Consider the following 18,012-nt stretch of genomic DNA (forward strand, 5'->3'; position numbering starts at 1 on the left):
TAGAACTAATCATCGGGAGAATTGCTTCGGCAACTACTGTTCAGCGCGGGGAGGATGTCAAGCCCCGATCATCGCTGCCACGGCTTTTGCGACCTTATCCGTCGCAACAGTCGTCAACGCACCTTTTGGCCGATTCACGTTTGCGTGTTTGATTGTGAATACATACCACGGCGAGGCATAGCTCTCTTCACCAGGATCACCCACATCCCATGCTTCTTCATGAAGTTCCACCGCAGGCGGGCGGTTCGTTCGTGTGAGCCCAACGACCGCATATTCTGTTCCGTGGAACGGATGGGAGGTGTCACTCAAGATCAAAAAAGGTCGTTCCTTTGGACGACGTTTGAATGGAGCCGGATGCCAGACGACATCCCCTCGTGCAAACGCTTCCTCGCTCATCGATGCTCTCGTGGATCGACATCAGTCTGCTCCCAGCCACTGAAGTCATCATCCTCGTATCGCTCTTCAAACGCTTGCATACTGTACATTGTCGCCCCCATCGCTGCGATTCGATCATCATCTCCGATCGACCAGTATGGTGGTTCATGTTCTACGAGCCCCTGTTCTTCTAATCGAGCAAGCGTCGGATTGAGACTGCCACGGGGAATATCAACTTCGTCAGCAATCTCTGCTGGCTTAAATCCGAGGTCAGGATACTCTGCTAAGAACGAAAGAATCTCGTAAGCGTTTGATCCTGGATCTATCGCGAGTGTTTCATCGCTTTCCCGATCTCGTCTGTACTCGTCGAATTCAACAGGCATATTCGAATGTATGCGTTGTATCCTTTTGTAACTACTGAATCGACAGGTGAACTCACCCGAAGTCGTAGTCGCTGTCGTACGCGTTGACGTACGTTCCGTTTCCAGTTCGATCTGGGACGTAACACGGACCTTGACCAGCACCGACGAACACGGGCGCCTCGATGTCGCGATCGCTGTGTCGTCTCAACAGCTCCGGCATCCTGTCTCGAAGCTCGCTCACACGGGGTTCTCTGCGAGTGTGTAGGGTTCCGGTGGGTGGCCGGTGTTCGGTCAGGGGTGGCAGCGACCCCTTGGTGAGATCACCGAGAGTGAGGATGCGGACGTCGTCATCGATGCTTAGTAAATAGTGCATCCGACAGATCGTCAGTCTCGAGCATCATCGACAGCACTCCACGAATGCCGCCACTGTGGGTACAGCGTGGAGGAGACCACCGACGAGTGTCCGAAGTGTGACTCTCACGAGATTGAAGCCTCCGGTATTGAGTGATCGCTGAAGAGCTCACGGTTGGGAGGAAGGATTCAGAACCTTATGTATCACTCAGGTACTGAATGTCTCCAGTTGTTACATAAGGAATGAGCAGCCGTCAGTACTGACGGCATCGTGGATCGCCTCGGTGACTTCGAGATCCGTCTTTTCGGTGTGACTCCCGATATTGCGATCTCACAGATATCGTCCTTCCGACAAACGGGATCGACCCAGCGACAGTTGTCCGCGACGTAGATCCACTCGCGGACGTTCAGGCCGTTGCCGTAGACAGGAAGCGATTTGCCGGCAATGGCGTTTGTGATGAACTTCAGCATGAACTGTTCGAGGTTTGGCGTGGCCCGAAGTTGTTCGAGGGGCGCGTAATCGGAATACTAGAAGGGAGTTCACCCGCGGCAGTCGGAACAGAGAAGGCGCTCGGTTGGTGGAGTGGTGTCCTCTCGGACGCCGATAATGTCGTAGGAAACCGACTGACATTCCTCACAGATTTCAGGGACATCGTGCCCGAGCCACTGTCTGATCACCTCATAGGAGAGGCCACAGTTCGAACAATTCGAATAGGCCAACCGCTGTTGGTCCTCAGCGCGTTCAAATTCGTGTTTGTGCTCCGCACAAGCGTCTTCTCGGGGATGTTTTCCCTTCCCTGTCTCGACGAGATCGAACTGGCTGTCCTTCCCGATTCCCATTGCGTTTCGGTCGCTGAGTTCGGTATCATCCACGTGAGCGATATAGCTGATATCCCCATTCGCTGCGTTTCCTCGCTGGCGTACTTCGAGTATCTGGAAAGGAAGGGACATCCGCATCTCGCGATCGACGTAGGTCGCACCGATGAAGTGTTCGTTGACGTACTCCAGTGCGTCGCTGTAGTGGTCCTCGAACTCGCCTGTGAGCTCGTCTCGGCCGTATTCCATGCTCCAGTGGCGACCCTCCAACGCAAAGCGCATCTTCATGAATGCGATTGCCGGTTCGTCGATCGCTTTGAGTTCCAAGAGATGACGTCGTGCTTCGAGTCGCGCTTCGTCCTCTTCTGGCATCTGATATACTTCCATCAGTCGCTCACGAGCTCGTTCTCGATCCTCCGCTTCCGCGAATTCCAACGCGTCGAGGACCATCCCGTACTTGTATTCAATGACATCACTCGTTGATGCGAGTTCGATTTCGGGTGGCGCATCGAACGTTCCCCGTCGCGCTATGGAGACGTGCTTGCGCATCGAAATACGGCGCCGTGCCTCCCCAACGGCATCGCGGAGAGCTGACCGTTCGAAGAACGCCTTCGTTTTTGGGGGCTCGGAGGGCGTACCCCAGTTTGACCGTTTGATTCGAACCCGCACGGTCTCTTGGCTACGCCACCCTGTTTTCTCGGCGTCTAGAACGTCCCAGCAGTAGTTCTGTAGCACACACCAAGTGAACTCGTCGTTCGCACGCTCGTAGACCATCAGCACGACTGGAACCGAGGCGCGCAAGCAATCCTCTACGAGATAGTCCACAGTGAAGTCGTGATAGACGGACTCTGCGTCCTCAAAGTCCTCGTGGGCCTTTAATTGAACATAGAAGGGAGACTGGGATACGGTGTCTGGTGTGTCGTCTGTTCGCGATGATATGGGTCCTCTTCGTGGCCGGACTTCGAAATCGAACGCGTAGTCCTCGTCGGCAAGCGAATTGAGTACTCACTCAGAAAAGCGAGTGAGGAAGCGTCCCCGTGAGTACTGCTGTGAACTACCCCTGCCTACTCAGCCGCTGGCGCGGCTTCCTTGAGGCAGGGGCTTCCTGTTTCGACGACGCGACTTGCAGACACGGCAAGCGTGTCCATAGCGGTCACAGTCTCCACAGGCGTTGATTCGGAGTGAACCACTCCTAGTCTGTCCAACCCACGTGATTTGATGTTCAACGCGGCGTTCCAATCCCGGTCGAGTTCGAATCCGCACGCCGGACATGAATGCTCGCGGACCCACAGCGGCTTCGCGGTTTCCACGCCACATTCGGCACATTTCGTGGTCGTCCCGCGTGGGTTGACTTCCACGACGTGACAGCCGTGCTTGTCGCCGTGATGTTCGAGAATTGTGATGAAGTCACGCCACCCAACCTCGGCCTTGTTCCGCGCGTTCTGTGGACATTCAAGCATTCCTTTCACGTTGAGGTTTTCGACGAACACCGCGTCGTACTCGGTAGCGTAGAAGTGCGCGAGTTTATGCTTGTAATCGCGCTTCTTGTTCGACATCCGTGCGTGAATCTCAGCGACGCGACGGCGTTGCGTCGCCCAGCTATTCGACCCACGGTCTTTCCGTGAGAGCGAGCGTTGCTCGCGTTCGAGGCGCTCACGGTCACCCGACAAGTCGAGACGGGTCACGGAGCGTCCGTGTGAGTCGTGGATGAAGTTGAGAACGCCGAGGTCGATACCGACTGTCTCTTCAGCGGTGATGTCTTCAGGCGCGGGTTTCTCGGGTTCGTTGGTACTGATACAGAACGACACGTACCACGCGCCAGTCACCTCCTTCTTGAGGGTAACTTCTGTAATGGTGTCGTGGTCTGGGAGATCACGGTGAAGTCGGACTGGGATCTCGCGGGTTTCACCGTGGAGTTTCTTTAATCGGAGTATTGTGCGGTTGTCTGGGCCACTCTTCTTGTCGAGTTCGAAGCCCGATTGTCGGTACGTAAAACTCCTGTACTCTCGGGGTTTCTTCCAGTTCAACGACCCTACGTCGTAGCCCTTCGATTTCAGTTTCCCGAGGTTCTGGATGTTGTCGCGGATGCGTTCAACGGCTTTCTGTAAGACCGTGGAATAGACTTCGTTGAGGTCTGACCACCAGTTTTTCAACGCGGGGAGAGTGTCGCGCACGCTCCAGACGCGTTGCCGGAGCGTCCCCGCGTCTTCGGGGATTTTATTGAATTCGCGGAGGGCGTGGTTGTACAGTTGTCGCACGGTGTCTCGTTGCCAGTCCATCGCGTCCCGTTGCTCTTCAGTTGGGAAGAGTCGGTAGCGTGGACTGTACTTCATGCGACGTAGCTCCGTCTACGACTTATTGTTAATTAAGGATTCTGATTAAAAGCGTTTATAACTCGTGCGGGCGCTGTATCCCCGCCCTACTCGCTCGGCTTCGCCTCGCTCCTTGAGGACGGGGGCTTAGCGCCCTCCCTTTTCAGCTAATTCGTGGTTTGAATCTTTCTGCTTGCCCATTTGCGTGGTGTACGGGAGTGATGCTTCTGTATTCTTCGCCAACACCCGTCGGACCAAGGTATTGAGGACACTCTCACCGTCCGGCGAGTTTGTCGAGACAGAATAGGTGTCCCCGACAAGCCCCAACCTCCACGAGCGAGTAGCAGGTCGGCCGCCCGAACGAAGTAGGCTGGGGTAGTTGACTAGGAAAGGTACTGCTGCCGCAGTTGGGCAATATACTGTGCATCCCACCCTTTGGTCTCGACGTAGTAGGTGAGTGCAGCTGCAACGTATTCCACGGGGAGAACGTCGTGATTTGCGAGCGTACACAAGATATGTGGCGTCGTACAGAGGATATTCCGGTCGTCGAGTGCGAGATTGATGAAGAGATAATTCGTCGTATTGAACTCATCAGTGAGGAAGAGATCTGCACCCAACTCGTTGGCCAGCCAGATACATTCAGATTCCCCACGGTCGAGACTGTACTCAAGGGGATCATCAATCCGATCGTCGACGTCGTGGGTCGTCAGATGCTGCGCTGCTTGGAGCACGAGGTCGGCAGCTGCAGACAGCAGATCACCACTCCCTGTTGCATCGGTGAGTTCTCCGAGGATACTTTCGGGAACGTGGATATCATACGCCACAAGGAGTGTTTTGAGGGGGTCTGCGCCAGACGGAGCGTGTGGTCGCCCATCAACAACGGGGAGTGCCAGATTCAGCAGTACGTTGGTGTCGACAACGGCGACGGCTTTCTCCGACATCGTCAGGCACGTGACTCGTCGTCCGACGGATCAGCTGACTGAGAGTCCGTCCATTCAGGAATCTCGCCATCGTAGAAGACTTCTCCACTTGGGAGGCTGTCATCGAGGTGCGGTTCGGCGGGTGTCCGGTCGATCGATTCTCGCAGCAGTTTCATTCGGAGTGCTTCCTCACGACCAAGGACGGCTTCGACGGTGTCGTACCCGATACGGCCGTCATAGTAGGCGTCGCTAAGCCGTCGGCGGAACTCTTCATCGGCCGCGATCTCCTCAAGTTCGTCTTCTAGGGCATCAATGAGGAGTCGCGTTCGAGAGATATCGAGGATCTCGACGACGCTGTCGGCGCGCTCGACGAGGGACTTCGGGGCGTTGAAATCAACGCGCGTTTTTTCTTCGGCCATTTGGCTATGTGTAGGATCTACACATATTTATGTTCGTCGCCATCAGCGCTGTTGACCGGGCCACAGGACAGCCACGCCGATGCTGAAATACCCCTGCTACTCGCCGCCTTCGGCGGCTCCTTGAGGCAGGGCTTCCTGCTTCCAAGACGCGCGTGGCGGGGACGCGCGTCACTGTTATGGATATCAAACGATGCGTGATCGATGCCGAAGAAGATCCTCACGTCGTCGCGGGCGAGTACAGACTCTCTAGCTGATCTCTTCGATGCGCTTGCCTATTCACCGCGGGGCCTTCGAGGAGCGCGAGCGCGACGCTGCGACTAGGCGTCGCGATGGCGAACGGCAAACCCGAGCACTTCTCGAACGCTAACACCGCGATGCGTCCCAGTCAAGCGAACGATCCGGGTAGGTGTAGCAACGACTGTTTACGGCGAGAAGGAGGTCACCGAGTTGTGCCAACAGCAACGGCATCAAGATCGGGCTCATCGAATTCGAGGGCCTCCACAACAGCGTCGGGAAGTTCCGGCCGCGGAGCTGATTCGTGCCGTTCGATTTTCTCGGTCTTGCGCGTGTTCTCGTAGAGCGCGCGAGCGACCGGGAGCCCACGGAGATACTTGTAGTCGTGGAGCACCTCGATACCTCGCTCCGTGAACCCGTAGAACTGTGCCGGGAGATCCCGTTTTCGCTCACTTGGGTCGTACGTGTAGCGTGCGAGAAGCCCAGCGTCGATCAGTGTCTCCAGCTGGTCTTTGATGGCTGCCTGGCTCTTCCCGGTCATATACTCGAGTTCGGCGAGCGACATGAGATGAGCTGGGTGGCCCAACAGCTCTTGGATAATGAGATGGCGTGTATCCTGCGCCAGCAGCTTGAACAGCCGCTGCTGTTCCGCGAACGGCCCCGTATCGGCCACACCAGTGTCGGTTTCGCTCATACGTGACAGTACGAGGACGGACGCTATAACAGTTAGGGTATTCCAAGTTGGTTAATCAAGAAAAAACCAAAGTGATTCAGAAGAGATATGGTGGTGTAGTTTAAACCAGTTAGTAATGACCGATCCAAGCCCTCCACCGGGCGCTGCGGACATCATGACGGTGGTACACGAAGCAGTCGGCGGTCTCGAACTCGAACCGGCGGAGAAACGAGATATTTGGCGATTCACACAACAGGAACTCCCGTACCTCTGGAGTCAGCGAACGTCGTATTTCATCCTCGGGAGCTATCGTGACCCCTACATCCGCCGGCTTCGCGCCGTTCAGAACGAACTCACGAAGCAACTTGGTGCCTATCCCTTCATTATGGGCGATCTCCTCGAGCTCCCGACTGACCGGCTCAATACGTTCGATATCATGTTTGCCTTGCTAGCGACGTACAGCGACTACATCGTCGGCGTTTTCGAGAAGGAAAGCGGCGGTGAGGCCCCGGAATTAGGTGAGATCGATGATCCACCGTATTTCGCCAAATCGTACGTGTTCCCCCGTGATTACGCCTGGGTGACTGACGCGAAGCTTGAATCGGAACAACACGTTATACAGGCCGCCCTCGAACTCGCGTTCACGGACGAGTTGTCAGCGGATGCGGCTCACTCGAAGATTGAATCGCTCGTCGAGCGTGCGCATGACGCCGGCATCAATATCACTACAGACGATGTCTGGGACGTACTCGACGATCGGCTGGCTGACGAGGAAGAACCAGCAACGTACAGCTGGGTCCATCTCAACAAGTTCCGCACGTTCGAACTCCACGATCGCTGCTTCCCGTGGACGACAGAAGACGAACTTCGAACTGTGGTTGAGGAACTTCCGTCCCCAACACCACGCCCGGAGTGGGAAGTGAGTGAGGATTGACATCCTCTGGTAGGATTCCTCTGCGTTCACGCGGAGGTCAAGCCATTGGAACTCACCCGAAGTCGTAGTCGCTGTCGTACGCGTTGACGTACGCATCGTTCCCTGTCCGGTCGGGCACGTAACACGGGCCTCGCCCAGCACCGACGAACACCGGCGACTCGATCTCGAGGGCACTCAATCGTCGCAACAGATCTGGCATCCCGTCTCGAAGCTCGCTCACACGGGGTTCTCTGCGCGTGCGGAGGGTTCCGGTGGGCGGCCGGTGTTCGGTCAGGGGTGGCAGCGACCTCTTGGTGAGATCACCAAGGGTGAGGATGCGGACATCAAGTCGTTGTGCGAGCATCCACGCTGACGAGGTGACGCCCCACGCGACGACGAGGATGGGCATTGCCCGAGCCAGTGCGGCTCGGTGTGAGATGGCTTCGACGCCATCACGGCCGACAAGCGTCGTCTGCCAGTCTTTACACTCAACGACGATGAAATCGTCCGGCTCATTGCGTAGCGGGATTCGTCGCGCGATCACGTCGGTTTCGAGCCCGAAGAGATACTCGTTGCGGGCCGTGCGGTAGCCCCAATTTTCGAGGGCTTCAGCGACCGTCTTCTCGAGCCACCGTCCGTTTGTGGGGTCGTGTTCGGGTACCGATTCTTGATCAGTCTCCTCGGTATTGGCCCCTACCGCGGGGATTTCTGTGTCGGAGTCGTCGTTGGGGTCACTCATCGGCTGGGCCCTCCTGAGCGGTGGTGGCTGCGTTGTCGAGTGCGGTCGCGACGGCGTGGGCCTCTTCAGGGGTGAGATCTGCGTACGTGATTCCCCACGGTCCGCCGAAACTGAGCGTGATCGTGTCGTCGTCGAGTTCGTCCGTACCCACCTGGATGGAGCCCGTCGTTTGGGTGACCGGCTGATCGCGGGTCACCGTTGTTTTGAGGTCGATTATCGGGGTGGTCATTGCGTGTCACCCCTCTGGTTCGAGTGGAGCGGTGGTGTGCTGGACGGTTCAGTTGGGTGGTGGTGTGAGTTTGCCATTGGGTGGTCGGCTGGGTGGTCTGTGAGTGGTGCGTCGTGGTGTTCGACGCGTCCTGTCGGCTGTCTGGGCAGATGTCGGTTCACTGGAAGTGTGGTGTCTCTCATCGTAGTCTGGGTCGGTGGTGTGGACAGGGTTGTCTGAGTGTGGGTAGTACGTCGTCGTGTTTGTCGGTCGGTGCCGACGACGCGGTGGGTTGGGTGTAGATGTGTCTCCAGCGGGCTGGCTGTTGTCGTATCGCCTACTCGTGTGGACGTGATCGTGTCTGCGGTGGACCACCGTCTGTGGCCGTCCACCTGGACGGCACGGACACGGTCGAGCGCACGGACATCCGCGAGCCGGCGGTCGTAGCTGCTCGCGGAGATGCCGGCGCGCTCGATCAATTCGGTGCGGCCCAGCGGGCGATCAGCTCGGAGCAGCGTGGCGTACAGCTTCGTTGCTGTCGGCGTGAGATCGGGCCGGAAGCGTGTGGCCGGCAAGGTTGCGGCCGCGCGTTCGACGGCGGCCGGCGTCGGCGTGTGCGACTCTTTCAGTGCGCGCAGGAGGCTTTCTACGACATCGTACGGACACGCTCTCCGTGGGGTGTCCGCCGGGCCGAACGAGCGGAGACAGAGCCGCACGAGTTGCTGTGTCTCGCGGGGTGTCCACTGGATGTCGTGGGTCATCGCAACCCCGTCGATCACCCGTCGGATGGACGGGTAGGTGGTGCCGTCGACGACGGGAATCTCAAGGGTGGGTGCAGTTTCAGTTCCGTCGGCGATCGCCTCACGCACGGTGGCGAGTTCCTCTCTGAGGGTCGTGGTGATATCGTCTTGCAGCGCGGTGGCTGTCGGGCCAGCCACCACCCACGACATCGTGAGATCGAGTTGTGTGTCGGGTTTGGCTTCGTAGGGAAGCCGTCGACACAGCTTTGCGGGCCGGTCTTCGAACAGGAGTCGGTATCCGGAGTGGATCCCGTAGACGGACTGTTTAATCGTTGTTACAATGTGATCTACTTTATTTGGATTGACCGACCGGGACACTGCGGAATCCTCGCCGATCATTGTTCTGTTGTCAGTGTTCCGATATCGGCTTTGCTAAACGCTTCTTAGCGTTCGTTTCATTCGGAGTAACTGGTATCACCCGAAGTTCTCCGAAGCCGTACTTCGAGTGGGTACCGACGCGGGTAACCCCGGAAATCGCGGTCTCCACCGGACGATCGCCGCCATAGCCGACGACTACGCCGTGATCGACCGTCTCCAACTCGTAGACGTCGTCACCCTCGATGATCTTCTCCAGTCGGTGGCGCAGGTGTGCTTCGTCGTCTACGCTCCACCACCACGGCACGTTCACGTTGTTCGCATTCGGGTAGTCCGACTGGAGGACAAATGGCGTCACGAGTTCGAGGATGAGCGCCTCGCTGTCTTCGAGACGCGAGTAGTCCAGGGCCTCCAACTCAACGACCTGCGTATCTTTCAGCGTGGTCGTCCCGTAGCCGTAGTTCCGTTTACCGCCGAATTGGAGGCCTTCTAGCACGCCCTCGCCGAGGGGCAGAACATTTGGATCATCGGCGTGTAAGTAGGCGTTCACGTACCAGCGCGTGGTCTGTTTTTGTTTCCGAGCGTCATCGGGCTGGCCCATGACCGTCTCGTGGGCCAGCGCCGGCATTCCGCTCTGGAACCGGATGTCATGAGCGTTCAGCCCATCACGGGGACGAGTATCAAGTAGCCACGGATGGTCGGGGTGTCGGAAGAGAAATAGATCGTCGTAGCTCTCCACGTCGGGGAGCGACGATCCCATGTACGGGCGCGTTCCGCTCGTTGAATGTTCCTCAGGGAACCTCCCGAACTGGCCGGGGACGAACATCCCGTGGCTGGCGCTGATGTGCTGGTGGATGTCGTGTTCTAGATGTATCCCAAGCGCGTGGTGGATTGCGTTCCCCGAGACGTAGTAGGGATGCCCGATGTAGTCCATATCGAGTTCCCAATGAACCTGCTGGATGCGGGTCACGCATTTCCCCTCCGAGTTTCGAGATCTTCGATATATTGGAGCGCCGTGCTCCAACTCCAAATTCGCCGGAGGTTCGCATCGAGCATCATGTCATACTTGTCGTGATTGACATCGAGCGGGTGCGCGGTGAGACGCTTCCACGTCGACGCCCACGACTGCCGGGGACGGCTCCCAAGGCGTGCCCAAGGTTTCCCGTTCGCGTTCTCGTCAATTCGGAGCGCGAAGCGGTCGCCTGCGTAGACTGTCCGGTGGGGCACGATCTCCTCAGCGTCGTCCACGATCAAGAGGAGATCAGCGAACTCGTGACCGGCGCGGTAGTTGTCCAAGAGCGCCGCCACGAGTAGCGTGTGGTACTTCAGACTCGTGTACGGGTAGTAGATACTCTCGTTGAAGCCGCTCGCTACGTCTGACCTGAGCCACGCCCGGTGTGTCGTTTCTGGATCGGAATCCGTCAGCAGATCGATGATGGCCTTAGAGAGGTGTGGGCGTGAAAACTTCTTGGAGTCGTAGTAAGACTCGCCCGTCAGCAGCGAGAGTCGGTAGTGCGTCTTATGCGTATCCACCGTCTGATCGGGCTTCCCATTGGGGCGTGAGAGTGCCGACGCGTGGCCGTCCGCGCCGTGCGGGACGGTCTGGTTCACCGAGATACCGTGGAAAGTGTCTGATGCCGCGCCATGCGTCTTGCCGTTGAGTTTGTGGACATCATGTCGATAGGCCGCGACCATCACATCCTGACTGCCGTCGCCTTGGAAGCTGCTGAGACTGGCGTTCTTGCCCATCTACGGTCTCTCCTCGATGCGTTCTTCGAGCGCCTTCACAAGCGTCGGGCGGTACTTTGCGGCCCACTGGTTGTCCTTCTCGTCCATCGCGTTTGTGTTGCCCTTCCCGCGGTCGAAGACGCGCTTCAGTTCGCGTTCCTCGTAGAGCGGATTGATGAGATAGCAATCGACGATTCCTGCGCCGAAGTTCCGCGCACCACCGAGTTGGTGCATGAAGTCCGTCTTGTGCTCATCAAGGAAGTCAATCCCTTCTGCGAGCAGGCCGATGAACTCCGGTTTCATTTCTCGGAAAGAGAGGTGCCAGCACCCGTCAAGATTGGCGACGGCATCCACCCTGGTGTTCCGAAGCGGTTCGCGGTTGTCCTCCTGATTGCGGGAGACGATATTTCGGTTGAGTCGCCGATAGTGGCCTTCAGCCTGTCCGCGTGTGTAGTCCACGCTGGAGCGGACAGGGCTGAACTTGATCGGGCGACGCATCACTTTCCCCGGCTGGTTGCCGAAGCCACCGAAGAGGTCAAAGACCACACAGCCGTGGTCTTCTTCCGGATCGTTGACGCATGCGCCCTTCTCGTGGTAGCCATCTTCAAGATCACGCTCGTAGACGTCGTTTTTCATGAAGTTCGCGTTGGCCTCGCCGGGGTGGCAGACGGTACCGTCGTACTCGGTGACGATGCGTTCCATCCCGTGACGGAGCCAGCCCGAAAGCGGGAACGCAGGGACGATGCCGCCGATCTGGTTCTGTGGGTCGTCGTCGTTGTAGTTGCCGTTTGAGGCGTGATGGCGGTCAGTCATGATCGAGTCATTGACCACTAACAGGTCAGTCTGGATGCGAACGAACACGTCACGGCTGATGTCGTCAATCATCGGTTCGCTGTGTCCTCTGGTAGTCGCCGTCCGATTTGCTCGCGTTAGGGCGACTGGGGACGGTCGGCAGTTTCGACACCCACTCGGTCACGCATACGGAGCCGTCATCCGGACGGGCGTGGTGCTGGACAGCGGTGAGAAGCGGTATTGGCTCCCGCTGGTATTGGTGGGTTGGTGACCGCTCCGTCGGAGCGTTCGGATGGACGTGTGTACTTGAGGTTGCCGTGGGGCTGGTGACGACGATCGTCGGATCGAGTAGGATGTATGTCGTCGATTGTGCGCGAGTGTCAGCACACGTTCCGATGTGGCCTGTGAGAACGTATTCGTGAACGCCTCGTGTGAATATTGTCGGGTGTTCGTGGCTGTCGAAGCCGCACATAATGTAGCCGATTGCGAACGTGGGTTCGCCCGCAGCCCGATAGGCGTACGCGGTGATGTCGTCGTCTTCCCGGAAGAGTTGTCTACACACTTGGCAAGCTGGTTGTTCTGTGTTGAGTGAGATGCGTGTGAGCTGCTGAAGATGTGCGACCGATCCGTTGCTGAGATGTCGCCGCATTAGCTATCTCCTCCCCCAGTAGTGTCGTCGCAGTGGTTGGCTTGCCGGACTTGCCACAAGGACGATGCCCGACGGTCTATTGTGGTGCTGTGGTGCTCGTACGTAGAGCGTTGTGACGACCCCAGAGACTCGACGTGAGCGAGCAAGCGAAGATAGGTGTCACATGGTATTGGTACACCCGCCGTTGCCGCTGGCAGGGGATCGCAGCGTTCAATCTGACTGCGTGTTGAGTTATACATGCTGTCTGGCTCCAGGCAGCACGGTCGGACGTGCTCCAACACGTCCCGGCCAACTTATGACCGGTGTCCCGTACTTCCTGTTCTCCTCTATGGCTTGGTGGTACTTAATATTTTGCTAAACAAAATGCTTAGCAAGCAGTTGATCTTGAGAAATCGTATTGCTGAGGATTATGTTGCGCGATGTAGAATCCCGAACCAAGAGATGGTGAACGAAAAATATGAACCGAACGAGCGCGAGGAAATCATTCTTGAATTATTCAAGCAGGGAAGAGATGGCAATCGACCATGGGGTCGGGTAAATCCACTCTTCCTTCGAGAACATTCAGATCTTGATAAGGGACAGGTAGAGTATGCCCTTCGAAATCTGAGAAACGCCGGGTGGGTAACGCAATTGAATCGGGGCGGATTATATGAGTTAGTTACTGACCCACGAGAAGTCTGACCGCGGCATTACTCGACAGGCAGGGTAGTTCAGTAACGACAATATCACGTAATACAGAATGATATATCAGCGTCACAAGCCAACCAAGACGATCCACGATAGTGAACCGGCTGCCGGTGAGGCGGTATCAACCTCGCCGGCGACGGCTGGTGGTAGTGGGTCGCACGACATGACTGACAAGACGCATGAGAATAGTGACGCAACCATACAGCGCCGCGGGGTCGACTCCAGAATCTATTTCGAGACGGTCAGTATCGAGTATATCCCAAGCAGCGGTGACCACCGTCAGATTCGGTTCGACGACCGCGACGACGGGATATTGTTCGACGACGCCGCCGAGGTGGGCGTGATATCACTCTGTGTTGTGCTCGCCGCACAGGACACTGGGGACGCGGGGCAGGCACTCGACATCATGTGCAACGTGGGCGACTTGGCCAGACCGGGAGACGACTCAACGATCAAGGAGTCGTACGTTCACGATGCTCGCGACAAGATCGAACATCGGATGCGCGAACTAACACAACACGGGCATCTCGCGCTCGTGGCCACGCTTCATTAGCCACAGGGACCAAGCTCAAAATGAGCTGATTCAAGAGGAGATAGATTATCGTGGAGCAAATCGCGACGTACTCGCGGAATAAAGAGTCGACTGGGGACTCCAAATTGGCCCGAAATGGCCACACCTTTCTGCGTCAGTCGACGTCTTGTTAATTGTTCTCAGAAAGTCTAACCTCACGGTACGGCTCACACACCAGCTGCACGCCCTCCTCGAAACCGATCTTGGGCTCCCAGCCGGTCGCCTCGGGGAAGTTCGAGTAGTCCGCCATCGTGTCGTGGACGTAGCCGTCGAAGGGGAACTCGACATACTCGGGGTTGATGTCGGTGCCGAGCGCGTCGTTGATCATCCCGACCATCTCGTTGAACGAATACGCCTTCTGGGTACCGACGTTGTACACGCCCGTCAGCCCCTGATCGGCGGCGAGCTCGCAGGCGCGGGCCACGTCCAAGATGTGGGTGAAGTCGCGCGTCTGCGTGCCATCGCCGAACAGCTCGGGCGCCTCGCCCGAGGCGATCTTGTCCGCGAACTGCGCGACCGTGTTCGCGTACTCGCCTTTGTGCTCCTCGTTGCCGCCGAAGCCCTGATAGACAGAGAAGAAGCGGAGTCCGGCCATCCCCATGTCGTGGTGGTTGGCGTAGTACTCGGCGTAGCGCTCGCGGGCGAGCTTCGAGGCCTCGTAGGCGGTGTGGGCCTCCACGTCCATATCGACGGGCGAGGGTTCGGTGCGGTTCCCGTAGATGGAGGAGGTGGAGGCGTAGACGACGGTGTCACAGCCTTCTTGCGGGCGCGCTCGACCGTGTTGACGAACCCCTCGACGTTGACGTGGCACCCGTGCTGGGGGTCGCTCTCGCGCATGTTCTGCAAGGAGAGCACGGCAAGATGGAAGACGACGTCGACAGGAAAGTCGTCGTCGAGGACCGAGTCCTTGACGAACGTCACATCGTCGTTGAGGTTCCCTGGCGTGCCGAGGTAGGTGTCGTCGACGGCGATCACGTCGTTGCCTTCAGCGAGTCGATTCACGGGGGTCGAGCCGATGAGGCCCGCGCCGCCCGTCACGAGGACGCGCTTGTTCTGTATGGGTGTGTGTCGCCGCGAGAAGAGAATGATAGCTTCGGTTCGCTTCGTCCCTCCTGTTCGTTCTCCGTTGAGGTCGGTCGCCTATCTGTCGACGACGGCCTCGTCAGGGGTGTCTTCTTCTTCTTCGGTATCCCCGTCTTCCGCGTCGGCTGCCGTGTCGTCGAGCCGTACTTCGGCACGATCGCGATCCTCGGGGTAGCCCACGTCGATCCGCCAGCCGTCGAGCCGAATTGCATCGATCGTGCGGCCGGACTGGATGAGGAGATCGATCGCGTCGGGGAGCTCGTACTCGCCGCGGTCGGAGGGCTGGACGAGGTGGCAGGCGTGGAAGATCGCGGGCGTGAACGTGTAGAAGCCGGTCATCACGAGGTTGCTCGGCGGGTCGTCGGGCTTCTCGACGACCTCGACGACCTCGCCGTACTCGTTGGTGTCGAGGACGCCGTAGCGAGAGGCCTCCTCGTACGGGACCTCCTCGACGAGGAACGCGGCGTCGGCACGATCCTCCTGCTGGCGGTTGGTCACGTCGCCGAGATTCCCGCGGAACACGTTGTCCCCGAGCATCAGCATGAAGTCGCCGTCGATATGGGGTTCCGCTTGGAGGATGGCGTGGGCAAGGCCGAGCTGTTCGCGCTGGTGGGTGTACGTGATCGGAACGCCCTCGTACTCGTCACCGTACCGATCGATGATCTGTTCGGCCTTGTAGCCGACGACGACGACGAGTTCTGTGGCCCCAGCGTCGATCAAATTGTCGAAGACATCTTGGATGAGCGGTGTGCCGTTTACCTCCACGAGTACCTTCGGTTTTTCGTCGGTGAGGGGCCGGAGCCGCGTTCCCTTGCCGGCGGCGAGTACGACTGCTTGCATAAATAGGGGGTATTGATGGTGTGGGAAATACTTTGTGAGGAGGATATCAACACTGAGGCTCGGATGCCAAATTGTCCATTGAGTTGACAAAAACAACCCGTAACCAACTGGTATATGAAATCAGGAATACGCACGAATCACAAAAGAAAAAGAATAGGGACACACCCTTTTCAGTAATGAGGACACGTGAGGCAACTGTGTACAGCTCTACTACTAGTTTTCTACAATAATCTCATATGTCGATGAATGACAGAAGTCAGTAGATTGAGACAACAAATGAGCAGAGGAACCCGCTTACCGAATTAAACGAGAAGTAATACCTCAACGAAAATATAAGATATTGAGAGAATGTTTGGTAATTTAAACAAACACTATTTCTTCGATTGGATCGCATACAGTTCCGCGTACTCTCCATCGGCATTGAGTAGCTCTTGATGGGTTCCAGATTCAACGATTTTACCTGCATCCACTGTGTGGATCTGATCTGCATTTTTCACCGTGGAGAGGCGGTGGGCAATAGCGATCATCCCGTAATCTCGATCCATCGACTCGATCGACCGTTGAACCTGTCGTTCAAGATTGGAGTCAAGGTCGCTCGTAGCCTCGTCCAACACGAGAAAGTCGGCATCTTTGAGGAGCGCTCTGGCGAGAGCGACACGCTGGCGTTGTCCGCCTGAAAGGCGAACACCATCATCACCTAATTGGGAGTCATAACCGTTCGGGAGTTCATCCAAGAATTCATTTACTTTGGCGATCTCACAGACTTCCTCGACCTCTTTTCGAGAAGCGTTTCGATTTCCAATCGTGATATTTGCTTCGAGAGTGTCGTTGAAAATATATGGTTGTTGCCGAACCACTGCAATGCGTTCGCGCCATTGGTCGATTTCATATTCTTCGATTGGGGTGCCATCGCCTCGTATATCCCCTGCGTCAGGATCGTACAGTCGGGCTACCAGTGAGACGATCGTTGACTTTCCGGCGCCAGATTGGCCGACAAAAGCTACGAACTCGCCGCGGTTGACCTCAAAGGAGATACCTTGGAGAACAGGTTCATCTGCCTCGTAAGCAAAGTGGACATCCTCGAATTCGATCTCATTGACAGACTGGATCGGCTTATCACCTTCTTGTTCTTGATTTTCGTCAAGACGATCGAGGAAGTCTTGCGTACGGACAAGATGGGAAATATTTCCTTCAAGGTTGTAGAAAAAGCTGTTGAGGGTGCTCACACGTGGGGCAAGTTGAAACATTGCGATGAGGAAGATTCCGAGTTCGCCGAGTGTAAGGCCGGAGTAGGTAAAGCCGATGTAGATGAGAGCAAAGATCGTCAGCGCGGCGGCGAGCTGGTAGTAGTTCTGGATAGCGGCCTTATTTCGGAGAAGATCAACACTTGAGTCGGCGTATTGCTCGATCGACTCAAGGAAAGAGGAAAATACCTCGTCGGAGAGTCCGAAGAGCTTGACATCTCGAACACCCTGGGTCCCTGCTTGAACGGTTTCTTGGACTTCTTCGTTAGCCTCAGCCACACGAGATCCTACCGTGACCGCTGGCTCGATGACGAAGCGTAGAAGGACAGTAATACCACCGAGAAGGAAGATGGCCAGGAGAGTCATCGTCGGCGTGATGTAGAGCATAACTCCGAGGTAGACCATAACGAGGAAGACGTACTCCATCGTCCGTACGCCATCACGGATAACCCGGCCGGAGTAGCGGGTTTCAGTAATGATGGCGTTGAGCACATCGTCGGACCCCTCCTCGTCAAAATAACCGATACGTGCGTCGAGTGCGCTCTCAAAGGCGCGAGTTCGGAGATACTTCTCGTAGTGCTTTGCAAGGATAGCTCGGAGCCAAGCAACCAGGAAAGAGAACGTATAGCGGACAATCATAACGAGTGCGACGCCGACAATCAGATACCCAAGCGTGAACGGAGCACCGACAAAGTCGTAAAATGTGAGGAAGGTTTCAAGAACAGGTCCGCCGCCCTCGACTGGGCCATCGGATTGAGCGACTTCAAGGATTGGATAGATAAAGCCCAAGCCGACTCCTTCGAGAGCTGCAGCCAAGCCGCCGAAAAGAACGAGGCCCACGGTAAAAATGGGACGATAGGCTGCCACGCGGCGGAGAGACGTGACCTTTTCCCCCCACGAGAGTTCGCTGTCGGAAGTCATCAAGTAACTCAGGTTTAACAGGATGCAGACTTAATAGTCGTGATTTGGAAATGAGGAATA

Annotated in this window: 18 protein-coding genes and 3 pseudogenes; 2 read left to right on the forward strand and 19 right to left on the reverse strand. The window is 56.9% G+C overall.

Going from position 1 to position 18,012, the window contains the following annotated elements:
* Positions 1–57: 57 nt before the first annotated feature.
* From JIN95_RS10340 to JIN95_RS10380, 9 genes and pseudogenes are all read right to left on the reverse strand, one after another.
* Positions 58–396, reverse strand: a complete 339-nt coding sequence (locus tag JIN95_RS10340) for a type II toxin-antitoxin system PemK/MazF family toxin (RefSeq protein ID WP_144049525.1) — start codon at positions 394–396, stop codon at positions 58–60.
* The gene (locus tag JIN95_RS10345) at positions 393–758 is read right to left on the reverse strand and encodes a MarR family transcriptional regulator (protein ID WP_144049524.1); all 366 of its coding nucleotides are present in this window, start codon (positions 756–758) and stop codon (positions 393–395) included. The genes JIN95_RS10340 and JIN95_RS10345 overlap by 4 nt, the downstream gene beginning before the upstream one ends.
* Before the next feature lie 52 nt (positions 759–810).
* The gene (locus JIN95_RS10350) at positions 811–978 is read right to left on the reverse strand and encodes a hypothetical protein (RefSeq protein ID WP_200531395.1); all 168 of its coding nucleotides are present in this window, start codon (positions 976–978) and stop codon (positions 811–813) included.
* Positions 979–1,292: 314 nt separating this feature from the next.
* On the reverse strand, positions 1,293–1,559 hold the full coding sequence (locus JIN95_RS16320; protein WP_234699198.1) for an NAD-dependent epimerase/dehydratase family protein: 267 nt from the start codon (positions 1,557–1,559) through the stop codon (positions 1,293–1,295).
* Between the two features lie 69 nt (positions 1,560–1,628).
* Positions 1,629–2,876, reverse strand: a pseudogene (locus tag JIN95_RS10360) (DUF4365 domain-containing protein); the annotation flags it as partial.
* A gap of 92 nt (positions 2,877–2,968) precedes the next feature.
* Positions 2,969–4,237, reverse strand: a complete 1,269-nt coding sequence (locus JIN95_RS10365) for an RNA-guided endonuclease TnpB family protein (RefSeq protein WP_200531396.1) — start codon at positions 4,235–4,237, stop codon at positions 2,969–2,971.
* Between the two features lie 362 nt (positions 4,238–4,599).
* Positions 4,600–5,157, reverse strand: coding sequence for a hypothetical protein (locus JIN95_RS10370; RefSeq protein WP_200531397.1), 558 nt, complete (start codon positions 5,155–5,157; stop codon positions 4,600–4,602).
* A 2-nt stretch (positions 5,158–5,159) separates the two neighbouring features.
* Entirely contained in the window at positions 5,160–5,555 is a 396-nt protein-coding gene (locus JIN95_RS10375) for a hypothetical protein (protein ID WP_200531398.1), read from the reverse strand.
* A 439-nt stretch (positions 5,556–5,994) separates the two neighbouring features.
* A complete protein-coding gene (locus JIN95_RS10380) occupies positions 5,995–6,483 on the reverse strand; it encodes an ArsR family transcriptional regulator (protein WP_200531399.1) in 489 nt (162 codons plus the stop codon).
* Positions 6,484–6,598: 115 nt separating this feature from the next.
* Here JIN95_RS10380 and JIN95_RS10385 point away from each other — a divergent pair, with 115 nt between their 5' ends.
* Positions 6,599–7,396, forward strand: a complete 798-nt coding sequence (locus tag JIN95_RS10385; RefSeq protein WP_200531400.1) for a hypothetical protein — start codon at positions 6,599–6,601, stop codon at positions 7,394–7,396.
* 52 nt (positions 7,397–7,448) lie between these two features.
* Here the strand turns inward: JIN95_RS10385 and JIN95_RS10390 are convergent, their stop codons facing one another.
* From JIN95_RS10390 to JIN95_RS10420, 7 genes and pseudogenes are all read right to left on the reverse strand, one after another.
* Positions 7,449–8,114 carry a restriction endonuclease gene (locus JIN95_RS10390; protein WP_200531401.1) on the reverse strand — a complete coding sequence of 222 codons (666 nt, stop codon included), beginning with the start codon at positions 8,112–8,114 and terminating at the stop codon, positions 7,449–7,451.
* Positions 8,107–8,343 (reverse strand): hypothetical protein, encoded by a 237-nt coding sequence (locus JIN95_RS10395; protein WP_200531402.1) that lies wholly within the window; start codon positions 8,341–8,343, stop codon positions 8,107–8,109. Before JIN95_RS10395 ends, JIN95_RS10390 begins: the two co-directional genes overlap by 8 nt.
* A 344-nt stretch (positions 8,344–8,687) precedes the next feature.
* Positions 8,688–9,389 (reverse strand): annotated as a pseudogene (locus JIN95_RS10400) (plasmid replication protein RepH); the annotation flags it as partial.
* An 82-nt stretch (positions 9,390–9,471) separates the two neighbouring features.
* Entirely contained in the window at positions 9,472–10,407 is a 936-nt protein-coding gene (locus tag JIN95_RS10405; protein WP_200531403.1) for a hypothetical protein, read from the reverse strand.
* Positions 10,404–11,186 carry a hypothetical protein gene (locus tag JIN95_RS10410; protein ID WP_200531404.1) on the reverse strand — a complete coding sequence of 261 codons (783 nt, stop codon included), beginning with the start codon at positions 11,184–11,186 and terminating at the stop codon, positions 10,404–10,406. Before JIN95_RS10410 ends, JIN95_RS10405 begins: the two co-directional genes overlap by 4 nt.
* Positions 11,187–12,050, reverse strand: coding sequence for a hypothetical protein (locus JIN95_RS10415; protein ID WP_200531405.1), 864 nt, complete (start codon positions 12,048–12,050; stop codon positions 11,187–11,189).
* Positions 12,043–12,606 (reverse strand): hypothetical protein, encoded by a 564-nt coding sequence (locus tag JIN95_RS10420; protein WP_200531406.1) that lies wholly within the window; start codon positions 12,604–12,606, stop codon positions 12,043–12,045. Before JIN95_RS10420 ends, JIN95_RS10415 begins: the two co-directional genes overlap by 8 nt.
* Before the next feature lie 850 nt (positions 12,607–13,456).
* Here JIN95_RS10420 and JIN95_RS10425 point away from each other — a divergent pair.
* Positions 13,457–13,846, forward strand: coding sequence for a hypothetical protein (locus JIN95_RS10425; RefSeq protein ID WP_200531407.1), 390 nt, complete (start codon positions 13,457–13,459; stop codon positions 13,844–13,846).
* Between the two features lie 148 nt (positions 13,847–13,994).
* On the opposite strand, the pseudogene JIN95_RS10430 reads toward JIN95_RS10425, so the two are convergent.
* From JIN95_RS10430 to JIN95_RS10440, 3 genes and pseudogenes are all read right to left on the reverse strand, one after another.
* A pseudogene (locus tag JIN95_RS10430) lies at positions 13,995–14,923 on the reverse strand (NAD-dependent epimerase/dehydratase family protein).
* 81 nt (positions 14,924–15,004) lie between these two features.
* Entirely contained in the window at positions 15,005–15,787 is a 783-nt protein-coding gene (gene aglF / locus JIN95_RS10435) for a UTP--glucose-1-phosphate uridylyltransferase AglF (RefSeq protein ID WP_200531408.1), read from the reverse strand.
* 371 nt (positions 15,788–16,158) lie between these two features.
* The gene (locus tag JIN95_RS10440; RefSeq protein ID WP_200531409.1) at positions 16,159–17,952 is read right to left on the reverse strand and encodes an ABC transporter ATP-binding protein; all 1,794 of its coding nucleotides are present in this window, start codon (positions 17,950–17,952) and stop codon (positions 16,159–16,161) included.
* Between the last annotated feature and the right edge of the window lie 60 nt (positions 17,953–18,012).

The sequence above is a fragment of the Halorubrum sp. LN27 genome (assembly GCF_016635065.1).
Classification (GTDB): Archaea; Halobacteriota; Halobacteria; order Halobacteriales; family Haloferacaceae; genus Halorubrum; species Halorubrum salipaludis.